The organism is Vibrio ponticus, from assembly GCF_009938225.1.
Lineage (GTDB): Bacteria > Pseudomonadota > Gammaproteobacteria > Enterobacterales > Vibrionaceae > Vibrio > Vibrio ponticus.
This window is the reverse complement of the sequence record NZ_AP019658.1, coordinates 240486-258068: the sequence shown is the minus strand read 5'-3', so window position 1 is coordinate 258068 and position 17583 is coordinate 240486. Positions and strand designations below refer to the sequence as shown.

Sequence of the window (17583 nt, the reverse complement as noted above, 5' to 3'; positions counted from 1 at the left end):
TTTATGTCCCTATGCTTGAATTAACGATTCTATCAATGGACTCGGTAAAAAAGTCTCACCCATTTGCTGAGATATTTGACTCATCAAGACTAGTTGCGTCTGTGATGGCGCCTGAGAAGAAAAAATCGACAATGCTTGATGCTTATCCAACGTTGGATGTTCAATGAGTGCCGCAATATCATCAACCGCTTCAATAAAGCTGATTTTATAACCATTCTCTGCCAGCTTTAGCGCCCAAAGACGTAACTCTATTGAACCCAATGGGTCATAGCTCACCACTAAGCACTTGCCTCTTCTCGCGACTTTATTCTCCGCATCCAAAATCGAAGAGAGTTTCGCCATAACTAAAGATTGAAACATGCCAAGCTGCAACGTTTGCTGGCTACGCTTGACTTGCTTTAACGCCTCAATAGTGGGCTGGATAAATCTCGCCTTGATGATATCAAGGGGATATTCCTTACAGACCTGCGACAGAACAGAATCTGCTTTGCTTTTATTCAAAACCGCCAGCGCGGTGAGCATCTGCTCTACTTCATCGAGATAAGCAGCCGTTGCCTGCTGGTCAAGGCTATCGACACCACTTTCTAGCAAAGCTTTGACTTTACCGATAGCCACCCCTTTCTCCAGCCAACCTTGTATGGTTTGAATTTGCTCGATATGCTGCTGAGTGTAGAGGCGGTGTCCTTTATCCGTGCGCTCTGGCTGAATGATATTATAACGACGCTGCCAAGCCCTTAGCGTCACCGGTTTGATACCAGTGAGCTCTGAAACTTCTCTTATAGCGTATAATTTGTTTTCACAAGGCATAACGCAGACGTAACTCCTCTGGATATGGATTCAAATAGGCTTGATTTTGTAGGTATTCATTCGGTGTACGCTGCATGTGATGTTTAAGCAACGTCATCGGAGCGAGCAAAGGTAGCAAACCTTGACGATAATCATCAATCACTTGGCACAACTCAGCTTTTTCATTGGTATTCAGATCACGCTTAAAGTAACCCTGAATATGCATCAATACATTGGTATTGTTTTTTCGACTGGCGCGATTCGCCATCGCTTGCATCAGACCGGTACGGTAGAGCTGGTAGAACTCTTCCAGATCATAGTTGGCGACATCAGCGACAAGTTTCCCAAGCGACTTATAGGACTGAGGATGGTGTGCCATCAACGTCAGTTTGTAGCGAGAATGAAAGGCAACAATTTTGCCTGCTGTCGGTTCGCCACCCATCGAGTCATAAAAGTCTTTCAAGCAATACACGCGGGTGACGAAGTTTTCTTTCAATACTGGGTCGTTAAGTCGACCATCTTCTTCCACCGGCAACCATGGCATACGCTCCATTAACTCTTTGGTGTATAAGCCAATGCCTACTTTGTCGGCATTGTTCTTACCATACACTTTCACGCGCTCCATACCGCAAGTTGGTGACTTGGCGCACACGATGTAGCCGCAAAGATCTTGTTTATTTAACTGCTCAACTCGCTTGGCAGAAAAATCGAGCATTGATTGGGTGTGATCTTGGGTCGGGTCTTTGGTTTCAACCAGTGTAATGCGCTCTTCATTTGTCATCAGGCGGATAGTGGGTCTTGGGACTGGCATGCCTGATTCAACTTCCGGACAAACTGATACGAATTCAAATACATTCGCCAACTCTTTGGTGACAAAACGACTTAGCTTATGACCGGCATCAAAACGCACTTTCTCACCTAAAACACATGCACTGATACCTACTTTAATGCTCGCTTCCATGATCTTCACTCCGCACTCATTGTGACTGGTTGTACAAATTTTATTTATGTACAAGTATAGACACAAAACGATTTAATTGTACAAAATTATTTTTGGTACAACTTGTACGTTTCGTCGGATAAAAATCGATCACCATATACGCAAAAATCGCCCCAATCGATTGCCTCTTTACTTTCAACAGATTTAGTTATCAATAATGATTTATTTTGTTTTTAGCCTGAATTTTGTGATGTAAATCTCATGGATGCCGGTTTTATAAGACTAGTATTGCCTCAACAAACATTTCGCAGTTCAACAGAATTGGTTAATATCTGTTGCACTCCTTTGAATATTGGAGCAAAACTATGGCTACCCCACACATCAATGCAAAACCAGGTGATTTCGCTGAAACGGTTCTTATGCCGGGCGATCCTCTACGTGCTAAGTACATTGCAGAAACCTTCTTAGAAGATGTTGAGCAAGTATGTGATGTGCGCAATATGTTCGGTTACACCGGCACTTATAAAGGTAAGCGCGTATCGGTTATGGGACATGGCATGGGTATCCCATCGTGCTGTATCTATGTTCACGAGCTAATCGCAGAGTACGGTGTGAAAAATGTTATTCGTGTGGGCAGCTGTGGCGCGGTTCGTGATGACGTTAAATTGATGGACGTTGTAATTGGTATGGGTGCTTCAACCGATTCTAAAGTGAACCGCATTCGCTTTAATAACCACGATTTTGCCGCGATTGCAGATTTTGGTCTTTTAGAAGAAGCGGTTTCTCAAGCTCGCGCTCAAAACGTACCGGTAAAGGTTGGTAACGTTTTCTCTGCGGACCTGTTCTACACCCCTGAAGCCGACATCTTTGAGAAGATGGAAAAACTTGGCATTCTAGGTGTTGATATGGAAGCGGCTGGTATTTACGGTGTTGCTGCGGACTTAGGCGCGAAAGCCCTAACGATTCTGACTGTTTCAGATCACATCATTCGTGGTGAAAAGCTGAGCTCAGAAGAGCGTCAAAAATCGTTCAACGACATGATGAAAGTCGCACTAGAAACAGCAATTAACGTTTAATTTCTTTGCCAGTCTTATGGCTGGCAAAACCTAATATCCTGAGGGGGCGATTGTGGCGTCTGGCGATTTGCCTGCGGAAGCGAACGGGTTACAGCTCAACTTTTGTAAAACATTGGCGTGTGACAACTTTGGATTGAGTGATGCTGAACGTTATGTTGTTCAACATACCAACCCTAAACGACCAGCCATGGTTTGTCGTGAGTGTGGTGCTTTCCCCCCCTTACTTAACAATCAAGAAGTGCTTAATGAACTTCAACGCCTGAGAAGTTATCACTGCGCCGGTTTGCCTGCGTGTCAAAAACAAGGCTGTGAAAACTTTGGGCTCTCGGTACATACTCACAAGCACCTCTATCATGCCTTTGGCTACAGCGGCGATCGTCAACGCTATCGCTGTAAATGCTGCCATCAAACCTTCGTCGATAAATGGTCCGGCAACAATAATAAGCTCGAATTTCAAGAGAGCTTACTCGCGCTACTATTTACTGGCTATTCGGTACGCGAAATTTGTCGCAAGCTCGCCATTAACCCAAAAACCTTCTATGACCACATTGAGCATATTGCAAGCCGCTGTCGCCGCAAGTTAGCTATGTTCGATGCTCGTTGGGTTAATCATGCCGAGCGATTTGAACTTGCATCGCACTATATTTCATTGCAACCTCAAAGCAATAATGGCGTATTTTGGCTTGCCACGGGTGAGGCTCACTCTGGCTATATTCTGTGCCAAAACGTCAACTATTCGCCTGATGAAGAACCCGTGGGCGAAGTGGATCACAACCCATTTACCGCGCCTGCTCGCTATGTACCCTATCAATACAGTGCGGAAGCCAATCAAACGCCAGCGATTCTCTCAAGCGATCTTAGAGAAAGGATCGATCAGCAGTATCAACAAATTCTGGCTCGCGGCAATGTTGAAGATCCGATGGGTAACTTAAACCATTTTCACTACCCATCAAAAGGGGCATTAATTCGCCCCCCTTATACCTCATACGCGCACTTTCTACATGTGATGAGCCTATGCCCTGACGATAAACACGTCACGATTTACTTACCGCAAGATCCACTATTACGTTCGGCAGCTTTGAGTGTTGGACTACCAAGAATTACCAATAAAACCATTGATTTAATGTATGTAGATGGTCAGTGGAATAGCGACCTCTCCATCGATAAAGTCGATATTATCCATATGGGTTGGTGGCGTGACCGCTGGGCAATTGCAGAAAAAGGTCACTACGCTAAAGGGATTTGCTACCTTGCCGGTGAGCGCAACGAGCCGCAACATTGGTTAAAAAACGCGACCATCGACACAACAGCCTTCTTTCAAACGAGGTTTCAGGTTTTATTTCAAAGTTTTATTAATGAGCCACGTCGCAAACTGCGCCCTGCAGGTCTGCTTCCAGTATTGGATATTTTTAGAGCATGGCATAATTTGTGCTATCAAAATAAACATGGTGTTACTGCTGCGCAGTCTCTCGGCTTGACCTCATCGCCAATGGCAATACGTGAACTGTTATCATAATTGTCATTAATGTGAAGTCCGCCATCAAACTGTCGCAGAGAATGGAATTTTTGTAGAACTAAAAAGTTTACTTTTTTTATAATACCAAAGCATGACACCAGAAGCATAAATGTAACCAGCTGCGAAGGACCCTCTCATTGGATAAAAGCCAGCATCTGCTCAGCGATGAATTAGCCAAACTCAGAACTCGAATCGAATCTGAGCCTAAACAGGTGCTTAAAGCCGCAGAATCCTGCGCAGAACGCGCAAACAGCATGCTTTTCTACCTCTATCTCGACCACTAATTTGCTACCCGTCGTTTTCAAGCAACTGTCAACTGAGCAGTACAGTTGCTTGAAAACTCAGCGCAATCTCGTTTAGCGGTTCGATACAGACCGACTTATTTAGAGCACATTCAACTCTAACCCACTCATTAATATAAATAAAAACCCTCCTCTCTGCTTAAACTAAATAAAAATAAAAAAGTATTTGGACGTCTAGACAGTTAGCTTTCCATCATGCCGATTGTTATGTATAATCCCGCGCCTAAAATGTGACATAAGTCGCATGTAAGTATTCTAAACTAAGCTTGTGACAAGCTTTTTTAAACTCTCAGGACATTGGTTATCTATGAATCTTTCAGCTAAAACCGTTGTTGTTATCGCGATTGGTGCAGCACTATACGGCATTGGTGGTTTACCTATGTTTGGCATCCCTGTATTTGCCAACACCACACTAAAACCTGCGATGGCTGTATTGGCACTTTTCTCTGTTCTTTTTGGTCCTTTGGTTGGCTTCCTAGTTGGCTTTATTGGTCACTGGGTAACGGATCTATTCGCTGGTTGGGGCGTTTGGTTAACTTGGGTACTTGGTTCAGGTATCGTCGGTCTTACCATTGGTTTCTACTCGGCAATGACAAAGGGCAATCTAGAGAAAGGCATCTTTAACCATAAAGACTTTGTGCTGTTTGTTATCCTTGCGTTTGTCGGCAACGTAGTCGGTTACGGTTGCTCTGCCTTCCTTGACACCATCTTATACGCAGAACCATTTACCAAAGTATTCACTCAGCTAACGATTATTGCTGCAGGTAATACCGTTCTTATTGCTATCGTTGGTTACTTCATCATGAAAAACGTTGCTAAACGCAATGCCATGAGCCGCAACCTAACTGAGGCTTAATAAGTAATGACTATCGAATTTTCTAACTTCTCTTTTAGATATAAGTCGCTGGATAAACCGACACTAAAAAATATCAATCTAAGGATAGAGAAAGGAGAGAAAATCGTCATTATTGGTCCAAGCGGTAGCGGTAAATCTACCCTTGGACAGTGTCTAAATGGCTTAATTCCACACTCAATCGAAGGTGAAATCACCGGCTCATTGAGCATCGGTGGCAAGCTTGCCTCTGAGCTGGACTTGCACGCTTATACCGAACAGGTTGGCACTGTATTGCAAGATACCGATAGCCAATTTGTCGGTCTTAGCATCGGTGAGGACATCGCTTTTGCACTTGAAAACCAACTGGTTTCCAACATTGAGATGTATCCACTAGTTAAAGCCACTGCCAAAATGGTTGAACTAGAGGATATGCTTGAGCGTTCACCACATGATCTATCTGGTGGTCAAAAACAACGTGTATCTCTCGCTGGCATTCTGGTTGATGATGTCGATATTCTGCTATTTGATGAACCGCTAGCGGCACTGGACCCGAAAACGGGTCGCAAAACGATTGAAATCATCGATGACCTACACCGTCGTACCAACAAAACCATCGTCATCATCGAGCACCGTTTAGAAGATGTGTTGCACCGCTCAGTTGATCGCATCATTTTGATGGAGCAAGGTGAAGTTGTTGCGGATATGACGCCGGATGAGCTGCTCACATCCCCTTTGCTGGCACAGCATGGTATTCGTGAACCACTTTACTTATCTGCGCTTAAAGCGGCTAACTGTACAGTGACGCTTGCAGATAAACCATCCTCATTGGCTAACTTGCCAGTAGCGCAATATCAGCAAGCGTTTAGTGCGTGGACTGAAACAGCACCTACAGCGGTAGCGACTGAAACAAATGCGCCACTGCTAAAGATTACCGATCTAACTTATTCATACGATGGCGAACGTAACGCATTAGAAGCAGTCTCTTTTGATGTACAGCCTGGTGAGTTTGTGTCGATTCTGGGCAAAAATGGTTCAGGTAAATCGACCATTACTAAACTCATCATGGGTGTTATCGAGCCAGATGCTGGCAGCATCCATTTTGATGGTCAAGATATCGCCGCACTGAGTATTTTTGAGCGTAGCCAAAAAATCGGCGTCGTGATGCAAAACCCAAATCATATGATTTCCCATCACATGATTTTTGATGAAGTAGCATTTGGTTTACGCAACCAAGGGCTTAGCGAAAGCGCAATCAACGATAAAGTTGAGGCAGTTCTGGAGCTTTGTGGTCTGAGTAAATATCGTCACTGGCCAATTGAAGCATTGAGTTATGGTCAGAAAAAGCGCGTTACTATCGCCTCGATTCTGGTCATGGAGCCAAAGCTGTTGATTCTTGATGAGCCGACAGCGGGTCAAGATTACCGCAACTACACCTCAATGTTGGCGTTTGTGCAGAAGTTAAATCGCGAATTGGGTATTACCGTTATTATCATCTCGCATGATATGCACCTAGTGCTTGAATACACAACTCGCTCAGTGGTTATTGCAGACAGCAAACTGATTGCCGATAAACCAATGACACAAGTCTTTAGTGAGCCAACGCTACTCGAGCAAGCGAACTTAACTACTACCAGTCTTTATGACTTAGCAGATAAACTGCATATCGAGGATAAAAATCAGTTTATGCAAGCATTCATTGCCCTAGAGAAGCCAGCCGCATGAATAGTTCAAAAATGAAGTTTGGTATCAGCTATGTTGATACCCAATCACCATTGCATAAGCTAAATGGTATTACTAAGTTCGTGCTATTTATGGCTTGGGTAACCGTCGTTTTAACCACCTTCGATCTACGTATTATCTGTACGTTAATCGCAACCGGTCTGCTGCTGTTGAAAATGACTAAAGTACCCGTCTCGGTTTATAAACCGCTGTTGATTGGTACGGTGAGTGTCTTGATGATGAACGCGCTATTTATGTTTATGCTCGCACCACAACAAGGCACTGAATATTTAGGCTCTAGCAACATACTGGTTGAGTTACCAGGTCCATACTCAATTACGCAAGAAACGCTATTTTACTTAGTAACCGTGACACTTAAGTACTTTAGTATGTTCCCTATTGCGTTGGTGTTTGTGTTTACCACCCATCCAACAGAGTTTGCGGCTAGCTTGAACCGTATTGGTGTGCCTTACAAAATCGCTTACGCCGTTAGCCTGACTTTGCGCTACTTGCCTGAAGTGAAAAAGGACTTTATCAACATCATGCACGCGCAGCAGGCGCGCGGTTTAGATCTGTCTAAGAACGCACCACTGTTCACTCGTATTCAGAACGTAGCGAAAATTCTTGGTCCATTGATTTTCTCAAGCCTAGATCGTGCCGATGAGATTTCAAATGCGATGATTCTACGTGGCTTTGGTCGCAATAAAGGTCGCACTTGGTACAGCATGCGCCCACTGACTTCAATGGATAAATCGGTACTGGTGCTGATTGCGCTTATTGTTGTTGCTGCCCTGACGAAACGTTACTTTGATACGCAACTGTTCTGGTATCCGTTCTAATACCAATCAGGATAAGTAAGTGGTCAGAAAATTGCGCAAGGAAAATCGCTTAGAACTAGGCGCAGATTGCCGCTAACTAGTTATTCTAATTACAAAATCTGCAACAACGTTATCAGCGATTTTAATCAGCAAGAATGATAAAAGACTTATGCTGATTGGTATAAGGTTATTTCCAATACAAAAAGAGGCTCAATCGAGCCTCTTTTGCTATCTAGCCATTCTCAGATTCTGGTGTGGCAAGTGGATTAACTCCACTTCAAAATACGCACTTCGTTGCCTTCTTCAGGCTTAGCCGGAATATTCAAAGAAAGTAGCAATGAAATGGCTGCCATCGCCGCACCGATAAAGAACACCGCCGAAGGTGACACTAGCCAGATAAAGCCAAACGTCACTGGGATGACGACTGCAGCAATATGGTTGATAGTAAACGATACGCCCGCTGTCGATGCCATATCAGCAGGATCGGCAATCTTCTGCAGGTAAGTTTTAATCGCGAGTGCTAGAGCAAAGAATAGGTGATCAATGATATACAGTGCCGCCGCCCACTCAGCCGTTTCAACAAAGGCGTAGCCAACAAACACACCAATCAAACCAATATACTCAAATGCCAGCGCTTTGCGCTCACCCACTCGCCCGATAAAACGACCAATCTTCTTCGCAAATAAGAAGTTGAAACCGTAGTTTGCTAAGAAAAGTAGCGTAATGTCAGCAGCAGAATAACCAAAGCGCTCTACCATTAAGAAACCAGCAAATACCGTGAAAATTTGACGACGAGCTCCGCTCATAAACGTCAGCGCGTAGTAAAGCCAGTAACGCTTGCGTAGCACCAATTTCTTATTCTGGGTCACATTGGCTTGAAACTCAGGGAAGCTAAACGTTATCCATAAAACCAACGCAAAACCTACGCCGCCGAATAACAGGTAAATCCACTTAAACTCGAGTTGGAATATTTCCAAACACACCCAAAGCGCACCGTAAGTAAGCAGAGAGGCTAGAGCCCCTACCGAAACATATTTACCTAAGGCTTCTGGCGCTTCTTCCTTGCTCAACCACTGCAAAGATAATGACTGCTTCAAGGTTTCAAAGTAGTGAAAACCAGTCGACATAAGCAGTGTTGTCAGTAGCAACCCCATCACTGAAGGGAAGAACCCTGTCAGGGCGGTACCCAAGGTCAACATTGCCAGAGACAACAGCATAAAGCGTTGTTCACGAATAAACATCAGCACGAAAATTACGGTAAAGGCAAGAAAGCCTGGAATTTCACGTACGCTCTGCAATAAGCCAATATCGGCACCATCAAAATTTGCGCGCTCGATAACAAAGTTATTCAACAGTGCCATCCAGCTGGAAAATGCGATGGGAACGATGATGGAAATAGCGATCAAAAAGTTATGTGGAGTCTTCCACGTAGAAAGGTGGTTCATCAAAGTTTCCTTATAAAAAGCTTTGACAGATTACTGAGAGAATATTGCAAACTCAAACTTATTTACTTTCTATACCGAAAGCCGCATCTTATATATTTGTATACTCAAGTAACATCACGAGTCGCTTGGGTATATCGATGAATTAATGTTGGAGATGTATATGGAAATTATCGTGCGACCTACCCTAATATCAGATGCCCAAGCATTAGCAGAGCTGTATGCTCAACCCAAAGCGCACCGAGAGACCCTCCAACTGCCAAAACCGAGTACCGCGATGTGGCAAAAACGCTTAGAGAACATGCCTGACCACGTCTACAGCTTTGTTGCTGAGGTTGATGGGCAAGTCGTCGGTAACATTGGTTTTGAACATCTGCAGCGACCAAGACTCAATCACTGCGGCAGCTTTGGCTTGGGTGTGCACGACGATTTTCATGGTTTGGGTATTGCGAGCAAGTTAATCGAGACTGTGCTCGATCTAGCTGACAACTGGCTGCAAATCAAACGCGTTCAAATCGAGGTCAATGTCGACAATCATGCGGCAATCGCCTGCTATAAAAAATTTGGTTTTGTAGTCGAAGGCGAAGCGGAGTGTTCCGTATTTCGCGCTGGTGAGTATGTGAATACTTACTATATGGCGCGTATCAAACGCTAATACGCTGTGTCGCAATACTATGAGGGCGTAGCACGACTAAAAGCCACTATGCCCTCTCAGCTCTAAGCTCTAAGCTCTAAATTCTAAACTCTCGAATCTTATTCTCAATTCTCAGCCCTAAGATGCTGCCACTGCGGATTTCTCTCCAGGTAACTCACCACAAAGCTGCACTCAGGGATCACTTTGCCATCCAACGCTTCAATTTTGCTTAACACGGCTTCCATCATAACCTTACCATACCCTTTACCTTGTAAAGCCTCTGGCACCTTTGTCGAAGTAATCGTGTAAACGGAATCTTTGAGCGTGTACTTAGCGATCGCATAATGATCACCCTCAAGTAATACTCGAAATTGTTGTCTATCTTCATCTAGTAGTGCACTACTCATTATTTTCTCTCTCTGTTATTGAGAACAAAGCTCGTCGAACCAAATGAGCGCGAATATCACATTAACAACTTAACTGCCTGTTCTCTATGAAATCGTTATTATTAACAATCTCAACATTAGCACTTCTCCGTGCATGATGCTTATATCTGCACCTTGAATGTATCAATTTATAACTATACTGACATATATAACAATTCTTGTTTGACTCTTGGCGAAGCATAAATAGAATTGTATTCCAATTCCCTTGGCTTGTTATAAAAACGAACAAGTCTAATAAATACCAAATATCAAGCGGAATCATGGTGGCTTAATGAATACCCTTCCAGGGACTTCCAAAACTATACCTGCTCAGCAAAGTGACAATCAAAACCGTTCGCAAAAGATCCTCAAAAGTATTGATGGACTAGCCATGCTTGATCATGGTCGCGAACTCAGTATCAGTATTACCACGCCCGTGGGCACCAGCTTTGTGACCAAAAGTAATTTAGTTGGCAGTCACTCAAATCAAATGATTTTGATTGAGATGCCGAAGCTGACTGAAGATAGGCTTCAAGGCTTTTTCCAAGAAGGCTTTTGGGCTACGTTATCCACCATCTCGCCTCGTGGCGAAGGTGCCATTGTTACTTTCCGCAGCCAGATCCTACATATCATTCGAGCGCCCATTGCGATGATCGCCATGTCGATTCCGCAAACCATGCAAGCGACACCGCTGCGTAACGAGCCTCGTTATGAAGTTGACTTATCAGCCAAAGCGCACAGTAGCAACCACCGTATCGATTGCGACGTTAAAGACTTGTCCAAAAGCGGCTGTCTCTACGTCACCTCTTCGTTAAGTCGTCCATTCATCATTGGTGAAACTATCGAAATACACTTAAGCCAAGAAGCGAGTAAAGGCAAAGCATTTGGACCATTAACGGGCAAGGTATGCAACGCGAAACAAGCGTCACAAAAGCGCAAATACGGGGTCTTTTTTGATGACAATGGTAAGAAAGTAGCAAAATCGCTACTGGCGAACCTTAAGTTTGATGGCAGCAAATTATCACTACAATAATCTACGTTTTGATTACCTAAACCAATTGCCACTTAACGAAGCAATCAACCCGAGCAAACTTTGTAACTAAACTAGTGAGGCAAATTCTCAACTTCAGAGCGATTTGCCGCGCTGTTTTCATACTTTTTCGACACTAAGATGGGTATACTCTGCTCATTCCAACACTCTGACAATCATAATGAATTACTTAAGTACATTTTTGAAAGGCATCGCTATGGGCGCTGCTGATGTTGTTCCAGGCGTCTCTGGCGGAACAATCGCATTCATCACGGGGATTTACGATACACTGCTAGAAAGTATTCGTCGAATCAACCCGAGCTTACTGGGTATCTGGAAACGCGACGGCTTTAAAGCGGCATTCAATCACATCAATGGCTTCTTCCTGATTGCGTTATTCGGTGGTGTATTTACCAGTATCGCAACACTAGCAAAATTGATTTCTTGGTTGCTCGTCACTCACCCAATCCCAATTTGGTCATTCTTCTTTGGCTTGATTCTGGTTTCCGTGTTTCACATCCTCAAGCAAGTGGAACAAAAGACCATTAGTCGTTGGGTATTCTTACTGCTAGGTGTTGTTTTCGCCTACTGTATTACGATTCTCAAACCACTGCATATGGAACCAACCAGCATTAATATTTTGATCGCGGGTGCCATTGCGATTTGTGCGATGATTTTACCGGGCATTTCAGGCAGTTTTATTTTGCTCTTGATCGGCATGTATACGCCGGTACTTGCAGCGGTAAAATCATTTGATATCGCGATTCTCGCGCTATTCTTAACAGGTTGCGTACTAGGTTTATTAAGCTTTTCTCACGTACTATCATGGCTGCTTAATCGCTTTCGAGACACCACATTAATGTTCTTAACTGGCTTAATGATTGGCACACTACCGAAGATCTGGCCTTGGAAAGAAACGGTCACTTGGCGTACTAACTCGAAAGGTGAAGAGGTTCCGCTGATCCAACACAACCTTTCTCCATTTGAGTTTGAGCACGTGTTTAACCAGCCTTCTCAACTTGGTATCGCAGTCGTGATGATGCTAGCCGCTATTGCTTTAGTACTAGGCTTAGAGAAATACGCTGAGCGTACACGCTAGGTAACAATCAACTGAGCGTACAGAGCACGCCTGAACCAATACAGAAAGCCCCGCCAGAAATGAGCGGGGCTTTGTTTTATCACTCGGTCATCATGCGATGCTCATTGCTACAAATACTTGCTGCGTGCAGGTAAGAAAACCTCACCCAACATACAACGCACACTACCACCTCCGACGGTTTCTATGGTGGTGACGTCCAACGGCAACAAACGCCCATGACTTGCCAATTGGTTAAGCTGGGCTTGCGTAAATGCGTAATAAGCAGTTTGTGACAGGGCAATCACCTTCTCGCCATTAACCGATTCCAATTGCAGCACGTTGCCACACATTGCGTTCATCTGCTCCAGCGAAATGGAAATAATCTGTTTGTCCTTAGCCAGTGATTTCAACACAAACGTACGTTCATATTGCGGAATAATCTCATCACAAATGACGCAAAAACGTTCGCCAATCGCCAACATCACGTTGGTGTGATAGATGGGCTTACCAGACGGCAAAGCCGTTTGGAAAGAAACCACGCGTGAATAACCCGCTTGTTGTGCAAATTGCTCAAGGACATCACGATCACAACGCTGGGATAGTGCGGCATAGACGGTACTATTGATGTGATCAAATATCATCACACCCGTACTCTCTAAATAAGCCCGATGTTTTACGTGTTCTTCAAACGAATAGGTACTATCAACGTGACGACCCGCCATTTCGAGAGTTTCGCGCAATTCAGCTAAACGAATTTCACGGCGGCGATTCTCACATGCCATTGGAAAAGTGAATAATTCACCCTGTGTCGTGGTACTAAACCAGTTATTGGGAAATACTGCATCAGGCGTCGGCAACTCACTAGGCTCATAATCCAAGACAACCACTTGAATACCGGCTGCGCGCAATTGAGCAACCATAGTTTCAAACTCAGCTAAAGCTTGTAATTGCACTTGTTGATTGTCTAAGGCGATACCTTGTTGAAACTCATTGTCTTTCGCGGTTTCTGGGTTAAAGCCAAATTCTTTTGGCGGGACCATTACCACACAGTTAGCATTTTGTTTTTTTAGCGTTGGATTAGTTAAATCTTCTAGGGTTTGCTTTTGCAACATGTTTACAAACTCCATTTGTTTTAATTATTAGATGATTGTATCCGCAAAGCTAACAAAAAAATTACTGAGTTTTAAGTAAATTAAGTGGGCAAAAAGGGATCTCATCGGCAGATTCGATATAAAACAGTAAATCTTGCTGCTATATCGAAAACGCGTAAACAAAATAATGGAGGGAAATAATTAGCGATCCATTTCAACCAATAAGTCTATTATTGTGGTTACATTTTCATATGCAAACCGTTAACATATTGAATTCTATCTAAGTGCTGTTATGAGCGGATTAATTTAGATACCGCGTGGCTATTTAGCACCTTTGCCCATCTCTTTGCCGCGCTCTAGGATGATGTATGTTTAAGAAATTTGAAGGTTTCACCAAACCTTTCCCAGCTCAAGAGCCGGAACAACCCCCTCAGGGAATCATAGCCTTCTGTCGTTATTACACCCGTGGCTTTGAAATCCCACTGATTATCATGTCGATCATGGCAACGATAGTGGCTATCGTTGAGGTGACTCTGTTTGGCGCAATGGGCAACCTTGTCGACTGGTTGGCAAACAGTAATCCAGAGACCTTTTGGCAAGAAAACCAAGCAGATTTAATTTTCTATGGTGTCCTGCTTTTAGTGGTTATGCCAGTGATGGTGGTTGGCTATTCATTGCTGATTCACCAAACGCTTTTGGGCAACTACCCTATGTCAATCCGCTGGTTGGCACACCGTTACTTGCTGAAACAGAGCGTCAATTTCTACCAAGATGACTTTGCTGGACGTGTGGCAACTAAAGTGATGCAAACCTCACTCGCGGTGCGTGAAACAGTCATGAAAAGCATGGACGTTTTTGTCTATGTTTCCGTCTACTTTACCAGCATGATTGTGCTGCTCGCTCAAGCAGACTGGCGCTTAATGATTCCGATGCTGGTTTGGCTTGCCGCCTATATTGGTATTCAGATTTACTTTGTACCTAAATTGAAGAAAGTAGCGACGGAACAAGCAGATGCACGTTCAACCATGACCGGACGTATTGTCGATAGCTACACCAATATCTCAACCGTTAAGCTCTTCTCTCACAGCGATCGCGAAACCGAATACGCTGAAGAAGGTATGCAAGGCTTTTTAAAAACGGTTTACCGTCAAATGCGTTTAGTGACCGGGTTTGATGTCGCAGTAGAGATCACTAACTACATATTGGTATTCTCAATCAGCGCCTTGTCAATTTACCTATGGATGGACAATGCCATCAGCGTTGGTGCCATCGCAATCGCAATCAGCTTGGCGCTACGCATTAACGGTATGTCGATGTGGATCATGTGGGAAGTCGGTGCGCTGTTCGAAAATATGGGTACCGTGGTAGATGGCATGAAAACCCTATCAAAGCCGATTGATATTAAAGATCAACCAAACGCGAAACCACTCGCAGTGAATCAAGGTGGTATTGAGTTCGACAATGTCAGCTTCCACTACGGCGATAAGAGTAAAGGCGTTATCAACAATCTTAACCTCAACATTAAGCCGGGTGAAAAAGTCGGTTTAGTCGGTCGTTCTGGTGCAGGAAAATCAACGTTAGTGAACCTACTCTTGCGCTTCCACGATGTCGAAGAAGGTCAAATTAAGATTGATGGACAGGTGATCTCTGATGTAACTCAAGACTCGCTGCGTGGCAGTATTGGTATGGTGACACAAGATACCTCACTGCTGCATCGTTCGATTCGTGAGAATATTCTTTACGGCAAACCCGATGCCAGTGAACAAGATTTGATCCGAGCGACCACCCAAGCTCATGCCCATGACTTTATCCAAACACTCAATGACCCGTTTGGTAATGTCGGCTATGACGCGCAAGTCGGTGAGCGTGGTGTAAAACTCTCCGGTGGTCAACGTCAGCGTATCGCCATCTCGCGAGTACTGCTCAAAGATGCACCATTACTTGTGCTGGATGAAGCGACTTCAGCACTCGACTCTGAGGTGGAAGCGGCGATTCAAGAGAGCTTAAATGAGTTGATGGAAGGTAAAACGGTAATCGCCATCGCTCACCGTCTATCAACAATTGCCGCGATGGATCGTTTAATTGTACTCGACCAAGGGAAGATTGTTGAGCAAGGCACTCATCAAGAGTTGTTAACGAACCAAGGTATCTACGCTCAGCTTTGGGCGCACCAAACAGGTGGTTTCCTTGGGGATGATGAATAACGCGCTTAAAGCGATTGCTAGGTAAGGTAGATCATCAAGCCCTCTGAAATGAGGGCTTTTTGCTGCCGCGACTCTTGGTTATACTCCCCCGCATCAAGAACTACCTGTAGTGACAATGAACAAGAGCTTACTGACTAATATTATTGCGCTTGCCCTATTGGCGGGCGGACACCTGTACGATAATCAATTGGCTTACTACGCGGGTCTATTTGCCTTTTCAGGGGCAATTACCAACTGGTTAGCGATTCACATGCTGTTTGAAAAGGTGCCAGGCTTATATGGTTCTGGTGTTATTCCTGCGCGCTTTGAAGAATTTAAGCTCGCGATTAAGAATTTGATGATGGAGCAATTCTTTAACGAATCGAACATCGACAAATTCCTCAGCAGTGAAATGGCTTCAGGCAAAACACTAAACCTTGAACCTGTCATCGCCAAAGTGGATCTTAACCCGGCTTTTGATTCCTTAGTTGAAGTGATTGAACAGTCATCATTTGGTGGCATGCTTGCCATGCTAGGCGGCGCAGAAGCTTTGCAGCCAATGAAGCAGCCTTTCGTCGAAAAGATGCAGCAATCAATTATTGAGATCAGCCAAAGCGACAGTGTTAAAGAAGCACTCAAAGAACAATTGGAAGCGCCAGCGATGATGGATGAGATCAAAACCAACATCGAAAACATCATCGATCAACGCCTTAGCGAGCTCACGCCAAAGTTAGTCAAAGAGATGGTGCAAAAAATGATCAAAGAACACCTAGGTTGGCTCGTCGTTTGGGGCGGTGTGTTTGGCGGCGTGATCGGCGTAGTTTCATCGTTTATCGCATAAACCATTTATCCCCTGTCAAAAATAAAGGCGAACCACATGTTCGCCTTTATTGTATCCGTAACCTAGCTCTCTGTTTAAAGCAGTTCGGCACTCACACCAATACTCGATTTATGCTCTTCAATCACCACTTCACTGCGTGACTGTATCACTCCTGGCAAGCTGCCCAATTTTTTTGACATAAAGCCTTGGTACTCTTTCATGCTTTTGACACGCACTTTGATCATGGTATCAAAGTCCCCAGAGAGCGAATAACACTCCTCAACTTCTGGCAGTTCTTCAACTGCTTTAGCAAACTTTTCAAATACCGAAAAACAGGTTTGGTCGAGTCGAATATGGATAAACACCTGAACATCAAAACCAAGTTTTTCTGGATTCAGTTCAGCATGATAGCCTTTGATATAACTTTCTTTTTCTAGCCGTTTCACACGGTCAGAACAAGGAGAGGTGGTAAGATTTACTCGTTTAGCGAGTTCGACAATAGGCAAACGTCCGTGCGCCTTGAGGATTCGGAGGATCTCGCGATCAATTCTATCTAATTCCATGATATACCGCTCTAATTCAATCTAGATCGTGAAACATTATCGAAACAATTTAATCACAAATACAGCAAATTGAACAATGCAGTTGAGTAAGAATTTGTTAAGCCACTTTCATGTTAGGAATAGCAGTTGGCTCTGGGGTATTTTGATGATTGCAAGCACGGCAAAGATATTGCTTTTCCATCTTCACGTAATGATCACCCTGGACAACGGTTGAGAAAAAACAAACAAGTGTGCCAATCAATGAAGTATCCGCTTGTTCACTTCGTTTAAGAACAACTTTATGTGCGGTCTTTTTATTGCAGCAATTACAGTACACTTGTGTCAT

17 protein-coding genes are annotated in these 17583 nt (G+C 44.0%); 11 read left to right on the top strand and 6 right to left on the bottom strand.

Annotated elements, in window-relative coordinates; genetic code table 11:
• Nucleotides 1-9 precede the first annotated feature (9 nt).
• Both GZN30_RS15700 and GZN30_RS15695 read right to left on the bottom strand, forming a co-directional pair.
• Nucleotides 10-807, bottom strand: coding sequence for a MerR family transcriptional regulator (locus GZN30_RS15700; RefSeq protein ID WP_075647850.1), 798 nt, complete (start codon nt 805-807; stop codon nt 10-12).
• Nucleotides 797-1747 (bottom strand): YbgA family protein, encoded by a 951-nt coding sequence (locus tag GZN30_RS15695; protein WP_075647849.1) that lies wholly within the window; start codon nt 1745-1747, stop codon nt 797-799. Before GZN30_RS15695 ends, GZN30_RS15700 begins: the two co-directional genes overlap by 11 nt.
• Before the next feature lie 344 nt (nt 1748-2091).
• On the opposite strand from GZN30_RS15695, the gene deoD reads away from it, so the two are divergent.
• From deoD to GZN30_RS15665, 6 genes are all read left to right on the top strand, one after another.
• A complete protein-coding gene (gene deoD / locus GZN30_RS15690) occupies nt 2092-2802 on the top strand; it encodes a purine-nucleoside phosphorylase (protein WP_075647848.1) in 711 nt (236 codons plus the stop codon).
• A 52-nt stretch (nt 2803-2854) separates the two neighbouring features.
• Complete coding sequence (locus GZN30_RS15685; protein ID WP_075647847.1) at nt 2855-4318, top strand: lactate dehydrogenase; 1464 nt, start codon at nt 2855-2857, stop codon at nt 4316-4318.
• Between the two features lie 137 nt (nt 4319-4455).
• Nucleotides 4456-4602, top strand: coding sequence for a hypothetical protein (locus tag GZN30_RS15680; protein WP_161987068.1), 147 nt, complete (start codon nt 4456-4458; stop codon nt 4600-4602).
• Nucleotides 4603-4927: 325 nt separating this feature from the next.
• Complete coding sequence (locus GZN30_RS15675) at nt 4928-5476, top strand: ECF-type riboflavin transporter substrate-binding protein (RefSeq protein WP_075647846.1); 549 nt, start codon at nt 4928-4930, stop codon at nt 5474-5476.
• Nucleotides 5477-5482: 6 nt separating this feature from the next.
• Nucleotides 5483-7177 (top strand): ABC transporter ATP-binding protein, encoded by a 1695-nt coding sequence (locus tag GZN30_RS15670; RefSeq protein WP_075647845.1) that lies wholly within the window; start codon nt 5483-5485, stop codon nt 7175-7177.
• Nucleotides 7174-8013 carry an energy-coupling factor transporter transmembrane component T family protein gene (locus tag GZN30_RS15665; RefSeq protein ID WP_075647844.1) on the top strand — a complete coding sequence of 280 codons (840 nt, stop codon included), beginning with the start codon at nt 7174-7176 and terminating at the stop codon, nt 8011-8013. Before GZN30_RS15670 ends, GZN30_RS15665 begins: the two co-directional genes overlap by 4 nt.
• Before the next feature lie 245 nt (nt 8014-8258).
• Here the strand turns inward: GZN30_RS15665 and GZN30_RS15660 are convergent, their stop codons facing one another.
• Complete coding sequence (locus GZN30_RS15660; protein WP_075647843.1) at nt 8259-9437, bottom strand: MFS transporter; 1179 nt, start codon at nt 9435-9437, stop codon at nt 8259-8261.
• Between the two features lie 160 nt (nt 9438-9597).
• On the opposite strand from GZN30_RS15660, the gene GZN30_RS15655 reads away from it, so the two are divergent.
• Nucleotides 9598-10089 carry a GNAT family N-acetyltransferase gene (locus GZN30_RS15655; protein WP_075647842.1) on the top strand — a complete coding sequence of 164 codons (492 nt, stop codon included), beginning with the start codon at nt 9598-9600 and terminating at the stop codon, nt 10087-10089.
• Nucleotides 10090-10193: 104 nt separating this feature from the next.
• Here the strand turns inward: GZN30_RS15655 and GZN30_RS15650 are convergent, their stop codons facing one another.
• On the bottom strand, nt 10194-10475 hold the full coding sequence (locus tag GZN30_RS15650; protein ID WP_075647841.1) for a GNAT family N-acetyltransferase: 282 nt from the start codon (nt 10473-10475) through the stop codon (nt 10194-10196).
• Nucleotides 10476-10785: 310 nt separating this feature from the next.
• Between GZN30_RS15650 and GZN30_RS15645 the strand changes: the two genes are divergently transcribed.
• Nucleotides 10786-11526, top strand: a complete 741-nt coding sequence (locus GZN30_RS15645; protein WP_075647840.1) for a flagellar brake protein — start codon at nt 10786-10788, stop codon at nt 11524-11526.
• 178 nt (nt 11527-11704) lie between these two features.
• A complete protein-coding gene (locus GZN30_RS15640; RefSeq protein ID WP_075647839.1) occupies nt 11705-12622 on the top strand; it encodes a DUF368 domain-containing protein in 918 nt (305 codons plus the stop codon).
• 107 nt (nt 12623-12729) lie between these two features.
• Here the strand turns inward: GZN30_RS15640 and GZN30_RS15635 are convergent, their stop codons facing one another.
• On the bottom strand, nt 12730-13713 hold the full coding sequence (locus GZN30_RS15635; RefSeq protein ID WP_075647838.1) for an arginine deiminase-related protein: 984 nt from the start codon (nt 13711-13713) through the stop codon (nt 12730-12732).
• 347 nt (nt 13714-14060) lie between these two features.
• On the opposite strand from GZN30_RS15635, the gene GZN30_RS15630 reads away from it, so the two are divergent.
• Entirely contained in the window at nt 14061-15896 is a 1836-nt protein-coding gene (locus GZN30_RS15630) for an ABC transporter ATP-binding protein (RefSeq protein ID WP_075647837.1), read from the top strand.
• 115 nt (nt 15897-16011) lie between these two features.
• Nucleotides 16012-16716 carry a DUF445 domain-containing protein gene (locus GZN30_RS15625; protein ID WP_075647836.1) on the top strand — a complete coding sequence of 235 codons (705 nt, stop codon included), beginning with the start codon at nt 16012-16014 and terminating at the stop codon, nt 16714-16716.
• Between the two features lie 74 nt (nt 16717-16790).
• On the opposite strand, the gene GZN30_RS15620 is transcribed toward GZN30_RS15625, so the two are convergent.
• On the bottom strand, nt 16791-17258 hold the full coding sequence (locus tag GZN30_RS15620; protein ID WP_075647835.1) for an Lrp/AsnC family transcriptional regulator: 468 nt from the start codon (nt 17256-17258) through the stop codon (nt 16791-16793).
• Nucleotides 17259-17583: the final 325 nt, after the last annotated feature.